Origin of the sequence: Hymenobacter sedentarius (genome assembly GCF_001507645.1) — a bacterium.
In the GTDB taxonomy this organism is placed as follows: Bacteria; Bacteroidota; Bacteroidia; order Cytophagales; family Hymenobacteraceae; genus Hymenobacter; species Hymenobacter sedentarius.
Map to the genome: position 1 here is coordinate 3,146,962 of NZ_CP013909.1, position 16,082 is coordinate 3,163,043.

Sequence of the window (16,082 nt, forward strand, 5' to 3'; positions counted from 1 at the left end):
TGGGGTTCAGTTCCAGCCTGATTCCCGGTAACTCGTCCGGTACCGAATCGGCCCCTTCCGTAAATTCCGCTCAACTCAGCGACTCATGTTCGATAATCTCTCCACTAAGCTCGACCGGGCATTTAAGACCCTGAAAGGCCAGGGCAGCATCTCGGAAATCAACGTTGCGGCCACCATCAAGGAAATCCGCCGCGCGCTGGTCGATGCCGACGTTAACTACAAGGTTGCCAAAGACGTAACCGACAAGATTAAGGAGGCCGCCATGGGCCGCGACGTGCTCACGGCCGTCTCGCCGGGCCAGCTCATGGTCAAAATCGTGTACGACGAGCTCACCGAGCTCATGGGCGGTGAGAAGAAGGACATCACCATCAAGGGCGACCCGGCCGTTATCCTGCTCTCGGGCCTCCAGGGCTCGGGCAAAACCACATTTGCCGGCAAGTTGGCCAGCTACGTAAAGAAGCAGAACCGCACGGTGCTGCTCGTGGCCTGCGACGTGTACCGCCCAGCGGCCATCGACCAGCTCAAGGTGCTCGGCGAGCAAATTGGCGTGGAAGTGTACTCGGAAGTCGAGAACAAAAACCCCGTTGAGATTTCGCGCAACGCCATCGAGTACGCGAAAAAGAACAACAAGAAAGTCGTCATCATCGACACCGCCGGCCGCCTGGCCGTCGACGAGCAGATGATGCGCGAGATTGAAGCCGTGAAGGCGGCCATCAACCCCTCGGAGACGCTGTTTGTGGTGGACTCCATGACCGGCCAGGACGCCGTGAACACGGCCAAAACCTTCAACGACCGGCTCAATTTCGACGGCGTGGTGCTCACCAAGCTCGACGGCGACTCGCGCGGCGGCGCGGCCCTCAGCATCCGGGCCGTGGTGGAAAAGCCCATCAAGTTCATTTCGACGGGCGAGAAGATGGACGCGCTGGACCTGTTCTACCCCGACCGCATGGCCCAGCGCATCCTGGGCATGGGCGACGTGATTTCGCTCGTGGAGCGCGCCCAGCAGCAGTTCGACGAGGACGAGGCCAAGCGCATCAACGCCAAAATTCGGAAAAACCAGTTCAACTTCGACGACTTCCTCTCGCAGCTGGAGCAAATCAAGAAGATGGGCAACATCAAGGACTTGATGGGCATGATTCCAGGCATGAGCAAGGCCATGAAAGACGTGGAAATCGACGACGACGCCTTCAAGCCCGTCGAGGCCATCATCAAGAGCATGACCAAGCAGGAGCGGGCCAACCCCGACATCCTCAACGGCTCGCGCAAGCGCCGGCTGGCCAAGGGTTCCGGTACCGACATTCAGCAGGTAAACGCCCTGATGAAGCAGTTCGACGACATGCGCAAAATGATGCGCACCATGAACAAAATGAGCCAGACCAAGGGCGGTATGGCCCAGATGGCCAAGATGATGGGCGGCATGAAGGGCGGCCCCGGTGGCATGATGCGCTAAGCAACACCACCCCATACATGGCGTAAGAAGCAGGTGGTGCACCTGTTTCTTACGCCATGGATATTTCTACTCCTACGCGGCCGGCGGTTCCGGTGCTGCTCCGGCTGGGCTTGCCGGCGCGCTTGCTGCGCGTGGGGCTGGCTTTGGTAATGGCGGGCTTCTGCTACTGGCTGGCACCGCCCGATTTTGAGCTGATTACCAGCTTGCTGCTGGGCTGGGACGGGTTCCTGGTGGGCATTTTGCTGCTTACCTGGCTCACCATCCTGCAGGCCAGCACCGCCGATATTCAGCGGGTGGCCCGGGTATTGCACCCCAACCGCACCTGGGGCCTGCTCTTGTGCATCTCGTTTGTGGGCATTGCCACCAGCCTGCTGGCGGTCACGCTGCTCTTGCGGGGCCTTTTCACCATGGATTTGGAAGAGCGGCTCGAGCACGTCATGGTGTCGGTGGTGGCCGTGGTGGGCACGTGGCTCATGCTCCACACGCTGTTTGCCTTGCACTATGCCCACACGTACTTCTGCCCCGAGCCGGGGGTTCAGCCCGAGCGCCAGCAGGGCGGGTTGGGGTTCATGGGCACTCCCCCGACCCTGTACTGGGACTTCGTGTATTTCGCCTTTGTAATTGGAATGACGGCCCAAACCGCTGACGTGGCGGTAACCTCCTTCCGGATGCGCCAAATGGTGCTGTTTCACAGCATGCTGTCCTTTGGCTTCAACACGGCTATCCTGGCGTTGAGCATCAACATCCTGGCCGGGCTGCTGTAAATAACCCAACACACGCTCGGCAAGGGACCCGCGCCCCGTGGGCGGCTACACGTTTTCAGGGGTGGTTTAGCTCAATGCCAGCCCAATTCCCGAACCCTGAATTTTCGGTATCGGTAACCGCTTCCTTATGGCGGCAATGAACCTAAAACACATTGGATTGGGTAAGGTAGTGCTTTAGTGTTTAGGTGATTAGGGTTGTTTTTTGCAAACTTTTTTGGCGTGAGCAGGTCGTAGTAAGACCACCAAGAACCCCAGCGCCGCAGGCAACGAACGGACCCGCCATTTCGAGTTGGAGAGGGCAGGCCCCGCGCCGGTAGCGTCGTTCCGATTGTCTTACTTACCTAACCTCCACTGCCATGTTGAAAAGACTACTGCACTCCTTGGTTGCGGCCCTGTTGATGGCTGCACCGTTGGCGGCCTCGGCCGACCACTTGCGTGCGCACCTGCTCTTGTCGGCCCGCATGAACGGGGCCCAGGAAACCCCGCCCGTAACCACTGCGGCCCAGGGCGTGGCCGCCTTCACCCTCAACGAAACCCGCGACACGCTCTTTGTGCAGGCGGCCTTCAGCGGCCTGAGCGGCCCCATCACCGGCGCGCACGTGCACGAAGGGGCCGTGGGCGTGGCCGGGCCCATTATCACCAGCCTGGTGCCCATGGTGCGCGGCAACCGCCTGTCGGGCTTCCTCACCGGGGCCGATATTTCCAAAGAAAAGCTGGCCAAGTACCTGCTCGGGCAGTACTACATCAACGTGCACACCGCCGCTAACCCCAACGGCGAAATCCGCGGGCAGATACTGCTAGAAACCGACCTGACCTTGGCGGGCACCCTCAACGGCGCCCAGGAAGTGCCGCCCGTGGCCACCTCGGGCACGGGCCTGGGCGTATTTACCCTCAGCCAAAGCCAGGACAAGCTGAAATTCCGGGTGGTGGTGTCGGGGTTGAGCAGCCCCATTACGGCCACGCACTTCCACACCGGGGCCGTGGGCGTGAGCGGCCCCGTGGTGGTGGATTTGCTTCCTTTTCTCAACAACAATGTTATCGAAGGCGAGATTGTGCCCACGCCCGCCTTCCTTGCCTCGCTGCTGCAGCGGCAGATATACATCAACGTGCACACCACCACCAACCCCGGCGGCGAAATCCGGGCCCAGGTGCTTCCCGAAAACCGCAGCCTCACCTTCGATGCCCGCTTCGATGGCGCCCAGATGGTGCCGGCCCTGAGCACCGCCGCCAAAGCCGTGGCCGTGGCCCGGCTGGGCGCCACCCTGGATACTATTCGGGTTCAAGTGGGCTATACCGGCCTGAGCGGCCCGCCGCTGGCCATCAATTTTTATAACAGCGCGGCCGGCCAGGCCAATGCTACCGCCAACTTGCTGGGTTCTGTGCCCATTGCCACGGGCGCCGGCGGCAACACGGTGGGCAACGTCACCAGCTTCAACCTAGTAGCGCCCAGCCTCAACCCCGCCTTTGTCAACCTGCTGCTACGGGGCAACCTGAACGTGGTGCTCACCACCGCCGCCAACCCCAATGGCGAAGTGCGGGGGCAGGTGTACCGCCTAGCCCGCGAAGGCTACACCATCGTGCTCAACGGCGCGCAGGAGCGGCCCACGCCCACCACCAGCCCCGGCTACGGCGCGGGCATCGTGAGCATCGACCGCGACCAGACCAACGCCCACTTCATGAGCGTGTGGGGCGGGCTCACGGGCCCGGCCACCATGGGCCACTTCCACACCGGCCTGCCCAACCAGGCGGGCCCGGTGGTGTTCAACCTGGCGCCGTACTTTGATAATGCCGCCGCGCCCACCGCCGTGTACGGGTACTGGACCAGCGACAATACCGGCCAGCCGTTCACGTTGCGGCGCTCCCTGCAGTTCCGCGCCGACAGCATGTACATGAACCTGCATACCGCGGCGTTTCCGGGCGGCGAAATCCGCGGGCAGGTTTACCGCGGCGCCCGCAACCTGCAGCGCGTGCTCGCCACCCAGCCCGCCCTGGTCGTGGCCGGCACCTTTGGCACGGCGCCCAATCCCTTCAGCACGGGGCTGATGCTCTCGTTTGAATCCCGCGCCGCCGGGGCCGGCCAGCTCCGGCTGACCGATGTGCTGGGTCGGCCGGTAGCCAGCCGGGCCGTGCCCCTGCGGCCGGGGCTCAATTCCATGCCGGTGGCGCTGCCCAGCATCGCGCCGGGACTGTACTTGCTTACCCTGCAAGTGGGCGATTCCCGCCTGGTTACGCGCGTGGCAAAAGAATAAAACCAGCCCAGGCTCGTCAGTCCGCGAGGCACTGTCGGCCGGCTCCGGTGCTGTTGAATGATTCAGCAACTTTTTTTGAAACTGGCGGAATCTTTTGGTGCAATTCTTGTTAGCTATCTCGTGAAAGAATAGTTTTTTAAGGTGTTTTGGTATGGAAAGGCGGAGGGGTTTCCCTTCCGTCTTTTTTTCTATCTGATTATCAGTGATTTACGCGAAGATAATATATGGTTTTCGAGTTGTTGTCCACAAAAAGGCCCGTTTTGTGGACAAATTTGGTCTGCATCTGGACACGTTTCACCCGGGCAGCAAATGCTTGAGGGAAATGGGATTACGTCGGGTTCCGAGATATGTGGATAACTCGATGCTTTTGGCCCAGGTGTGGCTACAATTCGTACCGTTTTTGTAAACTAGTACAGTAGGTTACGGCTCGTTTTTCCACTCGTGGTCTACTTGGTCGTAATACGTATCGAGCAGGGCGTAGGCGGCTTGCACGCGGAAGAATTCGGCCTGTGACTCCAACTCCTCGAGCCGTAGCTTGGGGCGCAGCAGCCGGGCAATAGCGCCTTTGACCGCCGCGGGTGCAAAGGGGCCTTTCATGGCTTTGATAACTTCACTCGCGGACAGCATGGCTTCGTTGGCCTCCGGGCAGGTTAAGAGGAAGCGCACGAAAAACGAGAGGTAAGCCGAGCAATCGTAGCGGGCACAGGCCCACAGGTACCACGCAGCATAGTTGGTGTTCGCCGGATTAACGGCGGCCCGCATCAAAGGCTTCAGCACGCGCACATCCTTGGCTGCGCCTAGGACTATCGAGACGAAGCTCTTGGTGATTTGACTCGTGGCAGTGTCCAGCAACGGCACCAAGGCGAGCGGACTGGTTTTCCCCCGAACGGCGTGCCGTATCTGGGAGAGTTCTGCCGCAAGCACGTCTTTGCCCTCCGCGTTGGCTTTGTCAATCGCAGCGCGGAGTTCCTGAAGGATAGTGAGCTTTCGGCGGGGCATAGGGTTTAAGAATGGGGACTGCAAATACGCTCCTTTTACGATTCGGACCGTTATTGTAAACCGCGCTTACACAGCCAGTAAACTTGTAGTACCATTGCAGTTCTACTTCTAGTCTTACCCTAGACCATCCCCGCTTAACCCTCCGCCGAATGAAACCATCTCGACTCATGTTCTGCAAGTCGTTGTGCTTAATGGGTTTATTGGCGTTGACTGCCTGTTCAAAAGATGCGCCCGCTGCTGCTTCCTGTGCGCCTTATGTAGCACCACTTCCGGCGGATGTTTACCGTTACCCGCTACGACCCGGCATGGCCGCGTGGGCTTCGCTTACCACCACGGCCGACATGTTGCAAGCACTGCAGATGCCGAGCAGCACGCTGCAATCCATTTCTACCCCGGGCCTGCTGGCGACCTGTTTGGATTACCCACTGCTATCAGACATCCTCTTGTCTACTCGGTTGCAACGGGACACCCGCACCGTTCTAGGAAATTTTAATGGCTATGCGGAGTTGCGCCAGCGTCCGGAGGCGGCGCCCTTGTTGCTCCGCCACTATCAATTGATGACGCCTGCTTGCCTGCCCGACCCAGCCCAACAAGGCGCTTATTCGTTCGGCTTCAGCTATGTAGAGTTGCTGTTGGCACAAAATGAGTACTTGGCGCAACTAACGGCGGCGCAACGTCGGTCCTTGCTGCGCGAAGCGCTGGCGAAATACGCGGCAAAGAAGCTGCTCGTGGACGACGTATACGGGTACTTCGGGCTTAAAACAGCTGCTTTTGTCATGGCCCGGGTCATGCAAGTAGAGCAGTTTGGACCTTTCATATCAGCGATGTCAACGGACTCGAATTTGCAGTACTTCACGACGGAAGCCGAATTACAGGGTCAGCTCCGAACCTTAGATACCGTTCTTGCTTACGCACAGCAGTTAAACTAAATCAACCCTCATTTCGCTTTTCTACCGTTTCGCTGAACGCCTCCCAAAGTCTACCACGCTGGCACAGTGAAACCGGCCCGCCACAACCTGTTGCCGTGCTACCTTGCCGGATCTACTGTTCCGCTACATACACCTAATGTCGCTTTTTCTACCCCGCGCCCTGTGCGCCGCCTTGTTGTTCCCATTCGCTGCGGCTGCGCAGACTACCCCGCCCGCCGACACGGCCCGCAACTACCGGCACCAGTTTGGACTCACCGCCAGCCCCGTGCTCGATGGCTTCTTTACCGCCAACCGCAGCTTACCCTTGGGCCTGTTCTATCAACGCCAGCTCACGCCCACCAAGGCACTGCGCCTGCGATTAGTCGGCTTAGTTAGCTACGCCGACTCCAGCAATTTTGAGGATATTGGCATCGTAGATAGGTACGTATCTGGCCCCAGCTACCGACAGTGGCAGCTGCAGGCCTTTGCTGGCTTTGCTTGGCAGCGCCCGCTGGGTCGCCGCATCGTCTTAGACTACGGGCTGGAAGCGGGATTGGGCTACCGGCGCCTAGGTTTTTCCGCCGCCCGCCGCCAGGTTTACCCACCCGGGGGCTTTGTCATGGACTACTTCGAGCGCACGACCCAAGACTTCCAGGTGCAGGTGCGCCCCTTTGCCGGGTTCAGCTACCGCCCCATGCCCCGCCTTCGGTTGTTTACCGAAACGGCCCTGCCACTGACCTATACCCACCAGCGCACGAACTATCAGGTGCGCGAAGTATTCACGAAGGCAGACGAAACTGACCGTTATCTCGACCAGCGGGGTCGCGCCAACCGCCTATCGCTGGTGTGGCGGCCCGTGCAGCTGCTGGGCGCCACTTATGCGTTCTAAGGCTCGTTCTGCTTAACCGTGGGAATGAGCAGTCTCGGCATTAACTGGTTCTAGCACTGGCGAGGCAAGATAAACACGTCATTAAAGGAGTTCAGGAAACTCATGCCTCTGCACGTTTTCTGTACTTTGATTAATTGAACCAGTTTTCTGAACTCAATCTGGACGGTGGAGCGGGTTTAGAGGGCCAGCACGCTTCCACAAGCAGCGGTTCACGCAAACGAGGAATAAATAATGGGGGCACGCAACCAAGGAGTACTTTAGGCGGTCACGGACTCACAGCTGATGCGCAGCTGCGCCGTTTAGCTATCCCTTGCCCATGAAACATCCTTTACTGCTGGCGGCCTTCGGGGGCTGCATCCTGTCGGCCCACGGGCAAGTGCCGGGGCATAAGACGGCCCCGCGGCCCTACGAAGTCGGCCTAGACGTGGTGAGCTACGTTTCCCTTCCGTTGGAGTCCGACGCCCGCTCCCAGCTCCACGGCCCTGCGGGCCTGTTCTTCCGCTACACGCCACCCCACTACTTTTCGGGGCGGGCTGGACTGCGGGCGAGCGCCGGGTTCAGCCAGCGCGTGACCGGCCCCATTCCCTCTTGCCGGGATTGTCCCGAAGGCGAAACAACGGCACGGGCGCTTACCCTACGGGCGGGCGCTCACTACGTGCCCTTTCGGAAACTGCCGTGGTTCTATGGATTTGTTGACGGAACCTACCGCAATAGCGTCGTGTCCGGGGACTACACCGGCGGGTTATGCGGCTGCTTGGACTACACCCAGACCCGGACCGGCCAGGGCTGGGGCACCCAAGCGGGGATGGGGGCGACCATTGCCCTGTTCTCCCGCTTCGCGGTTGTGCCGGAACTGTATTACGAGGACGTGTTCACCCGCACCACTGACCTTTACGAAGACCATGCGCACGGCTCCACGTTCTCTAGGCTCTACAGGAGAAAGAGCAGTACTCCTGCGTTTCGCGTGCTCGCTACCGTGTCCTTTTAGAAGCAGCCTAGGCCCCAAAGGCATTAGATTTCAGTTCACGTAAACGGTCGTGGCTGTTGCAGAAGTCCTCGTTGTGCATATAATCCCTGTTGATGGCGACGTTAACGAGCGGATAAGCAGCAAAAAGGCCGGTTTTCGTGCTCGTTAGGTGGAAAATTTAGGAACGCTAGGCCGGTACACGGGTTCTGCAACAGCCACGGTCAGATTAGTAAAAGGAGGGTCATTCCTCGTAATTCTACATGTCCGGGACCGCCGGTCAGCGGAACTGGCAGCTGCTACCAACATGGAGCGCCGAGCCGGTGGGCATTACCTTTCCGGCCGCTTCCCTAACTACTAACGCATGCGCCGCTTCGGTCTCTTTTTTGTCACCCTATTGCTTGCCGGAAGGCAGCACGTGTCGGCACAGGCGCTGCCCTCCGGGCCGGGCCAGCCGTGGTACGCGGCGGTTTACCTGGCGGACCACAACTTCGAAATCGTCGTGCCTGGCTACGCCCCGGGCCTGACGGGCGTGCAGCCGTACCAGGTGAAGGTTGGCCGGTGGCTGGGGCCGCGCTGGGCCTTGGAAGTTGGGTATTCGGCGTATCACTTTGTGGATAAGCGCACCGCGTACGGCACCACCGCCACGGGGGAGCCGACCAGTCGGTATTCTTCTTCGGAGGACTGGGCCACGGCCCTGCCGGTGCTGCTGCGCCGCCGGTTGACCCACCAAGCCGCGCACCGGTTCCAATTCGACGGCTTGGCGGGCCTCACCGTGGTGCAGTACCGCGACCAGTTGGCCGTCATAGAACAAACCAACGGCCACGTGGTGCGGGAACAGGCGTGGGGCAGCCGTGCCACCAACTCCTACCTCACGCTCGGCCCTGCCGCTTCCTACCTGTTCGGGCAGCATGTTGAAGCCACAGTAGAGGCCTCGCTGACCAAAAATCTGCGCACCATCGACCGCACGTTCAGCACCCAGCAATTGAATGGCACGCTCGGGTTCCAGCGCGGGTGGAACGTGGGGCTACGCTACCGGTTCGACGTAAAGCGAAAAGCGGGGGCTTCTAACGCTCTGTAAAGGGAGGGGCTACCGACTTGCCGGTTTACAAAAACGGTCCCAAAAGCGAAAGGAGCGTTTTCGCAGCCACAAGCAAATGCGGGTACTGCCCGGAATGGCAACAGGAACGGGTGAGAGGCGAGGTGGCTACTGTTTGGTAAAGCCCAATGCGAGCACGGCTGGTAAGTCGGCCGGTTGTACCGCGCCCTCCAGCACCAGGCCTGTGAGACAGGTACAGGCGGTACAAACAGCACCAGCGTCCTTGACGCTGGCCCGAGGCTGGTGCAGCGTGAGGCCCTGCTGAGCTAGATAGCCCTGGGCCGCGGCTACGAGTTGTTGTGTGCTTGGAGCTTGGCCCCAGCGGTCAGCACATTGGGTTTGGGCGTAACGAACCCCCACCAACTCCGGTGCTGGGTCCTCTAGTTCGCAGGTGCAGCCCACGGCTGCTAAAGTGCACAGGCTGCCGAACAGCCAGGCAGCAAAGCGGGTAGGTTTCGGGTTCATGAAGAATTAAGTAATGGGTCCCATTTGGTGACTGGTCACGCAAGCTATAGGTTGCATACCGAATTTTTTATTTAGGTCCCTGCAGATGAGCAGTATACACAAACGTTCCGACTGACACAAGGAGCGGTTAATAATAATATGTATTATCTTATATTTGAGTGCAAGCAACTACTACACGGCAGCGGCGGTCACCCCCACACAACCCTTCCCCTATTTTATGAAAACGCTTTTTTCGTGCTGCCTGCTGAGCGGACTGCTATTTGCTAGCAGCGGGTGTCAGAAATGCGAGGAAGCCCCCGCGGTGACTTCTGAATCTTGTGCCTCAGACAAGCCGCCCGTGAAAACGGTAACGAACGTAGAAGGCACGATTGGCTTCGACCCTACACTGCAACAGTATTATGTGCGCCGGGCGATACCGGGCACGTATGATTCGGTGGATTTCGATATGCTTTGTGGAACTGTGCCAGCGAGTCTCCGAGAGGTGGGTAACAAGGTGGTGTTTAGTGGCACTTATAAGCCCTATGACCGACCATCGCCAGTCTTATCACCGGAAGTAGCAGTAGGGCCAAGCATACGCGGAAATCAAACAGGTTTTGTTCAAAAAACGGTCGGAATTTCAGCTGTTCTCACAAACGAGGGTAAGTTTATTCCCGCGCAACCAATGCGCTGTGGTAGCGGTCCTCGCCTAGTACCTGTATTCCTTCACGCCATCCTGCCATGAAAGTTGTTCCGTTTTTTACCCTTATCGGCATCGGCCTGTTAGCCATGAGCAGCAGCTGTGAAAAGGAGCTGGCTACGCCCAGTACTCCCCTGGCCACCGGGCGACTCGTACGCCTCGAAACCACCGTGGATGACCGCGGGCAATCCCCGCGCCCGCGTTGGGAGGTGGAGGTGTCTCCCTTGTCGTTTCCGGGCCTCACGGCGGGCGGCGTGTTCGGCCCGGCGTTTCAACAGGTGAAGGTGTTTGATTTGCCGGACACCGCGGTTTATCGGGTGGGGCGGTCCATTCAGTTTCGGTACCGACTCGTTCCGCAAGCGCAGCAAACCCCCTGGCGCACGCCATACGAACGGTACAATACGGCACCGGCCTTGGCGTGGGGTGACCGATTACCCGAGCTTATCCTTTCCGAGGTAGAGCTGGTTCCGTTGCAATAACAAGCAGGGGTTCGTTTAGCCAAACGGTAATAATCGCATAAGGAGAGGATGCTACCATAGCCCGTTGGAGTGTTACAACGTCCCAGCATTGTACTTGGCAAGTACGACCATCCAAATTAAACCCACGACTACCAGGACCAATAAAGTGCGATGTGCTTGACGTAGGATGGCCTGGTGTTCCGCGTCAGCGGCAAAGGCAACCAAGCGCTCCGTTCGCCACGCCAACAGGTGAACGGACATGAACAAGGGCACTAGCATCAGCACTACGTCCAGGCGATTACTACTGGTCAGGTGCAGGTCCATTTGCCGGTGCGTCCATAGACGGCCCAGGGCACCCCAAGATGGCATTTCGTACAGAAACAACAGCATGCATACCTGTAATTTGGCAGTAAACACTACCACAGACTCGTCCGAAATTTTCATTGTCGCCCGGTTGCGGCAGTAGAGTGCCGCCAAGAGGTAGTTAAGGTGCTTCCGAAGCATACAGCCAAAAGTAACCTGTGTGGTATCAAACCTTTTGCGAGTTAAAGAAAGCGGTCGTGCCTTGAACGCGCTCTGTTTGGTTAAAGGAGCGGAATAGTTAACCAGTAGATTACGAACTGTAATAGCCGGGGGAAAAGGCAATCACAGTTTCGGCCCGCTGCGACTCTTCATAGTAAGCCCCGATGCCCAGTTGGTAGCAGGTATACCCCGCCTCATCTTGCTCCAATCCGGGGTCGGCCTTAAAGAGTGCCACCGCCTTCTTTTTCGATAAGGGCAGCAGCGAGATTCCATCCAGGAGCACGCGGGCCGGGCGGGTGAACTCAAGGGCGACGCACGTTTCCGTGCCATCGTAGAGGACAAATAGCCCCAGCGATGGGTAGAAATCGGTGTCCTCTATCTCGTTCCGAAAAAATCGTTCGGGCGTCTCGGCCAACTGCGCTCGTATGGCCGTCCGGCTCATGCCGAAGTGCAAGGCGCCCGCTCCGATGTGCGGCGTGATGGAAAAAGTCATGGAGCAAGGTAAGTCCTTCGACCAATGCAGCGCACCAGTTCAAGAAAACGGTCCCAAAAGCTAAACCCAAGGAACTGTTAAGCGCCGTCTCCCAAGTTACTGGGCCGGTGTCTTGGGCGTTGCTAATCGCATGACTTGAACGGATGTAAATGCCTTGTCGGTGCGCGTTCGGTACCCATGGGTATTCAAATGGTCCGCCACCTTTCGCAGGGTCCATCCCAGTGCCACCTTGTCCCGAATAACGGAAGCAGCTTGCACGTTCGCCTTATTGGTGCTGGCGTTCTGAAGGCGAATTGCCTTTCCTTTCTGGATGGCGGTAGGGGTGAGGTTGGCCGGGGTGCCGAGTTGAAAACCCCGGGCCTTCTTGGCGGCCAACGCCTCTTTTGTGCGTTTGCTAATGGTCTCCCGCTCGTGTTGGGCAATGACGGCGAAAATGCCTACGGTTAGCGTGTTGGCATCCGGCATGTCGCAGCACTGGAAGTTCACCCCGGAGTCTCGCAGCTGGAAGATGAAGCCCGCGTTTCTGGAGAGGCGGTCCAGCTTTGCAATCAACAGCACCGAGGAAGACCGCTTGGCTTCCGCGATGGCTTCTACCAACTGGGTTCGGTTGTCCTTCTTGCCGGATTCAACCTCGATGAATTCTTTGACAATGACGCCGTGGGTACCGACGAAGCTGGCCACGGCCGCTTGCTGGGCTTCCAGCCCCAACCCGCTTTGGCCTTGCTTCTGGGTGGACACCCGGTAATAAGCGACGTAGGATTTCATGCGGACTTGGATTATTTCCGGTGGATTTTCCCAAAGATACATATGTTGCTACATATTACAAATGCACGTTTATAAACTGTAGCAATGAAGTTCTGCATTCTCCTTATGTACCATTTTTCATTTTGGTATATCAGAATCAACTTTCTGCCCAGAAAGGTGAAGCCTAAACGAGGCAAGCTTTGGCAATAAAGGAAAGCACTCGGTGTTGGTTGTCTTTGAATAAGGGTTATCGGTCTATGCTGGATTAAACGCCATGATTTTGAAGGGCATCGAACTAAAAGACGAGACTTACTCCTAGTTACTCTTGCGGCATATGATGAAATTGTGGACGGAGACACACCAACTCTTCTTGCCATTAAAGGCAAAAACCTCACCTAGTAGTGTACCAATTTGGGGTTCGCTTTTGGCGCCGTAGAGGCCCGGTTGCGAATTCTGGGTTCTGCGAACGCCTCGGCCACTTGGTAAGGCTGCCCTGCATTTTGGTCGTCCGCATTGACCATGGGATTGCTTAACAGGAGCAGATGGCCCGCCACGAGGCCCGGGCGCAGCGGCCCCTCGGCGTAGCCCTCTCATTTGCTAGAGGTGTTTTATTAACTCGTGGAACCCCCTTCCAACCGTAGTCAACCCGGCGCTTAGGAAATGGGTAGGAGCATCTGCATTCATGCCTGCTTCTGCGTTTATTGTCATAACCGGAAACTGCACGACTCCAATCAAGGCCAAACCCTCAATTTCTATGACCGAGAAATGCGGCTCGCTGATGCTGTGGCCACCCGTAAACCTAGAAAACGCTATCAAATCAGGCAAATGCGCCCTGTCCACCAAGGACGAGTAGCGTTTACAAATTTCGGCGTCTATTCTTTTCTGCATGAATGCGCCGTAAATCCTGCCTAAAAGCGTGGCCTTGTCAACGCTGTCCAACCTATTCAAAACGAGAATCAATTCTTCGCCCACTTTCCGGCAGTATGATGGGTCTTCGCTCAACTCCTGTAGAAAATCCTCTATCTCAGCAGCTGGGGCCTTGTCCAACTCCTGTAAAAATAGGGCAAGCTTGCGAAGGAAAAGCTGATGATTAATGTCATGTATGGCTTTTCCCCCGCTGATGGCCAATCCGACAACAGGAAACGCTTCGGCCATTTTGGTTAGCGACTGTAGTGCTGGTCCAACTATGACGTCGAGGATTGAGGCCCCTATGGCTCCAAGGTTGTCCAATGCCCTGCTGCTAATAATAGCCGGTTTTGAATCGTCTTTTCGTTTCTGTTCCATTGTGCTCAAAAAGCAGGGGAGCTGCCTGAATTCACTCCAATAAACGGTCGTATATTGGAAAGTAACCGTAAGTGCCCGAACGGCCCAGAGGCTCAGGTTTTCCGGGCCGGTTTTTATGACGTTTTCTGAAGGGTAATTTTAAAAGCAAAAGCCAATCGTAAATGAAAGTAAAAGTGCTATGTACGGCCTGTATTAATGAAAATGCTGCCTTGCCAATCTCAGAAAAAAGGGATATAATACCTTGGGTGACCATTCCATTACAAGAATCGAAAATCTACTCATTCAAATGCGAAAAGGGGCATTCATGCAAAGTCATAGTGTCTGGGCTTAAGCATGAGGTCCTCTTTGAATCCGGTGTTCTAGCTCTTAAGGACGGCTATTTTAGAGAAGCAGTAACGAGCTTCGCTGCTTCGCTTGAGAGATTTTATGAATTCATCATATTGGTGCTTTTAATGAAAGAAGCGAAATCTAATAAGATTGGATTTGATAAAGTTTGGAAATCAGTTGTTAATCAGTCTGAGCGGCAATTAGGAGCTGTTAATTTTCTTTTTTTCAAGGAATTTGGCAAAGCCATGCCTACACTTGATGATTTAAAAATTAGCAAAAATGATTTGGGAGGCAAAACCCCAGTGGAATTTAGAAATGGGATAATTCATAAAGGACTTATACCCACAAGTGCATCGGCTATAAATTACGGCCAAGCTGTTACTGACCATATCGTCCAAATAATAACAGAAGTGGCGACTACTAGAGAAGATTTACTGCTTGATGCACTACGCTATATTCAGGCTAATGATTTTGCTGAATTAGGCGAAGAACAACCACATTTTATGACCAATGCTTTTTTTCTAAGTACACTGTCAATCTTTCACTCTTTTGATATGACGGATTTAGTTACGGCACGGACCCAGCGTTTAACAGATTACATAGTGCGTGTCAATAATAATGGTATGCGTTAACCCTGGCAGGTTGTGGAGCATTTCTTATAATAGTTTGGCGCTGTCCCATTACTCGCTGAATAGGCGTTTAACGCCTGAAAGCGAAGGTTAGGGTGACTTCAGTGCGAAAACCGAGCTATGGTTAATAGTGGGTTGGAGGACATTTAAAAGCATCTACACTTTACTTTTTTGATGGGATGTCAAGCTTTTGTCGTAATCCTAAATCTCGCCAGTATTGCCGTCAGCGCCCGATGCAATACTGGTTCGAAACCAAGAGTTTTTTCGTGATGCCCTACCGATTTGGAAGCCCAAGGCTCACCTTCTCTAACCCTGGTAAACCATTAGACCTCAGCTTCCGCATGCCTGGTGATTTACGGATTGACGAGTTCTTCTTTTTAGAGGATGGTCATCAGTACTAGAGTCGAACGCTTCCTCATTGCGAACCTTGAGGAAGCATGACTTTATACTAGGTTTTGGATAGCATAAGGAGCGAGCGGCTTTACCTTGCCTGAAAAGTTAAACATGGTTGCTGCCGACTTCCACGCCTATTGGTGCTCCACTTACCCTGAGGCGATGCCCTTGGGGTACCGGCTGCGCATAACCTACCCAGACCGGTGGCTGCGGATTCACAGCCTGCCCGAAGCCCAACGCTACCCGGGCGACGATGCAGACTGGGCCGAACTGTTGGGCCGCCAATTTGCCCTATTCGCTGACCTGGTGAGCCAACCCGCGGACTTGATACTGGTCACGGGAGAATATGAAATGGCAGCGGTAGCGGCACCTCCTCCCTGGGCGTTTACCGCCGAAGGCTGCCTGCGCGGGATGGCGTTTACCGCGCTCCCTCCCGTGGCCTTGAGCACCCTGCCACCGAACCCGCACGTGCCGGACGAGTATGAGCCAGGCGACCTGTATCGGCCCGTCTGCACGCTGGTTCGGTGGACGGCCGCCGTGGGCGAAGGGATTCTGCGCGAAATTGCAGAGGGGGCGATTCAGGCCTTTTTCGTCTCCATTGAACACGCGTGCCTCATTGCACCTTACGACGGTGGCGTGGACATTATCTTCTCCGATGAGGCGACTCGCAATCAGTTTCGAGACCGGTACTCCCGGTGGGTGTCGCCCAGAGCCGATGGCTTGTGAGTTGCGCTTAAAATAGCCTGAATAAACGGTCCGTAAAGCAAAA

The 16,082-nt window shown here is 56.5% G+C and carries 15 protein-coding genes; 10 read left to right on the forward strand and 5 right to left on the reverse strand.

Annotated features, from left to right (window positions below; all coding sequences use genetic code 11):
- Positions 1-85 precede the first annotated feature (85 nt).
- From ffh to AUC43_RS12930, 3 genes are all read left to right on the forward strand, one after another.
- Positions 86-1,450, forward strand: coding sequence for a signal recognition particle protein (gene ffh / locus AUC43_RS12920; RefSeq protein WP_068194197.1), 1,365 nt, complete (start codon positions 86-88; stop codon positions 1,448-1,450).
- A 56-nt stretch (positions 1,451-1,506) separates the two neighbouring features.
- Positions 1,507-2,214, forward strand: a complete 708-nt coding sequence (locus AUC43_RS12925; RefSeq protein ID WP_068194198.1) for a DUF1345 domain-containing protein — start codon at positions 1,507-1,509, stop codon at positions 2,212-2,214.
- Between the two features lie 356 nt (positions 2,215-2,570).
- Positions 2,571-4,463, forward strand: coding sequence for a CHRD domain-containing protein (locus AUC43_RS12930; RefSeq protein WP_082685081.1), 1,893 nt, complete (start codon positions 2,571-2,573; stop codon positions 4,461-4,463).
- Positions 4,464-4,883: 420 nt separating this feature from the next.
- Here AUC43_RS12930 and AUC43_RS12935 read toward each other — a convergent pair whose 3' ends face one another.
- Positions 4,884-5,462, reverse strand: coding sequence for a hypothetical protein (locus AUC43_RS12935; RefSeq protein WP_068194202.1), 579 nt, complete (start codon positions 5,460-5,462; stop codon positions 4,884-4,886).
- Positions 5,463-5,611: 149 nt separating this feature from the next.
- On the opposite strand from AUC43_RS12935, the gene AUC43_RS12940 reads away from it, so the two are divergent.
- From AUC43_RS12940 to AUC43_RS12955, 4 genes are all read left to right on the forward strand, one after another.
- Positions 5,612-6,391: a hypothetical protein gene (locus AUC43_RS12940; protein ID WP_157781068.1), complete on the forward strand. Its 780-nt coding sequence runs from the start codon at positions 5,612-5,614 to the stop codon at positions 6,389-6,391.
- Positions 6,392-6,527: 136 nt separating this feature from the next.
- Positions 6,528-7,259, forward strand: coding sequence for a hypothetical protein (locus tag AUC43_RS12945; RefSeq protein WP_068194207.1), 732 nt, complete (start codon positions 6,528-6,530; stop codon positions 7,257-7,259).
- A gap of 316 nt (positions 7,260-7,575) precedes the next feature.
- Positions 7,576-8,247 (forward strand): hypothetical protein, encoded by a 672-nt coding sequence (locus AUC43_RS12950; RefSeq protein WP_068194211.1) that lies wholly within the window; start codon positions 7,576-7,578, stop codon positions 8,245-8,247.
- Between the two features lie 340 nt (positions 8,248-8,587).
- Positions 8,588-9,304 carry a hypothetical protein gene (locus AUC43_RS12955; protein ID WP_157781069.1) on the forward strand — a complete coding sequence of 239 codons (717 nt, stop codon included), beginning with the start codon at positions 8,588-8,590 and terminating at the stop codon, positions 9,302-9,304.
- Between the two features lie 126 nt (positions 9,305-9,430).
- Here the strand turns inward: AUC43_RS12955 and AUC43_RS12960 are convergent, their stop codons facing one another.
- Positions 9,431-9,787: a hypothetical protein gene (locus AUC43_RS12960; protein ID WP_068194226.1), complete on the reverse strand. Its 357-nt coding sequence runs from the start codon at positions 9,785-9,787 to the stop codon at positions 9,431-9,433.
- A 717-nt stretch (positions 9,788-10,504) separates the two neighbouring features.
- On the opposite strand from AUC43_RS12960, the gene AUC43_RS12965 reads away from it, so the two are divergent.
- Complete coding sequence (locus tag AUC43_RS12965; protein ID WP_068194229.1) at positions 10,505-10,942, forward strand: hypothetical protein; 438 nt, start codon at positions 10,505-10,507, stop codon at positions 10,940-10,942.
- 592 nt (positions 10,943-11,534) lie between these two features.
- Here AUC43_RS12965 and AUC43_RS12975 read toward each other — a convergent pair.
- From AUC43_RS12975 to AUC43_RS12985, 3 genes are all read right to left on the reverse strand, one after another.
- On the reverse strand, positions 11,535-11,936 hold the full coding sequence (locus AUC43_RS12975; RefSeq protein WP_068194235.1) for a hypothetical protein: 402 nt from the start codon (positions 11,934-11,936) through the stop codon (positions 11,535-11,537).
- A 96-nt stretch (positions 11,937-12,032) separates the two neighbouring features.
- Positions 12,033-12,701: a recombinase family protein gene (locus AUC43_RS12980; protein ID WP_068198584.1), complete on the reverse strand. Its 669-nt coding sequence runs from the start codon at positions 12,699-12,701 to the stop codon at positions 12,033-12,035.
- Between the two features lie 576 nt (positions 12,702-13,277).
- Positions 13,278-13,964: a hypothetical protein gene (locus AUC43_RS12985; protein WP_068194238.1), complete on the reverse strand. Its 687-nt coding sequence runs from the start codon at positions 13,962-13,964 to the stop codon at positions 13,278-13,280.
- Between the two features lie 161 nt (positions 13,965-14,125).
- Here AUC43_RS12985 and AUC43_RS20990 point away from each other — a divergent pair, with 161 nt between their 5' ends.
- Positions 14,126-14,923 (forward strand): hypothetical protein, encoded by a 798-nt coding sequence (locus AUC43_RS20990; protein WP_157781070.1) that lies wholly within the window; start codon positions 14,126-14,128, stop codon positions 14,921-14,923.
- 501 nt (positions 14,924-15,424) lie between these two features.
- Complete coding sequence (locus AUC43_RS12990) at positions 15,425-16,039, forward strand: DUF3885 domain-containing protein (RefSeq protein WP_068194243.1); 615 nt, start codon at positions 15,425-15,427, stop codon at positions 16,037-16,039.
- The last annotated feature ends 43 nt before the right edge of the window (positions 16,040-16,082 follow it).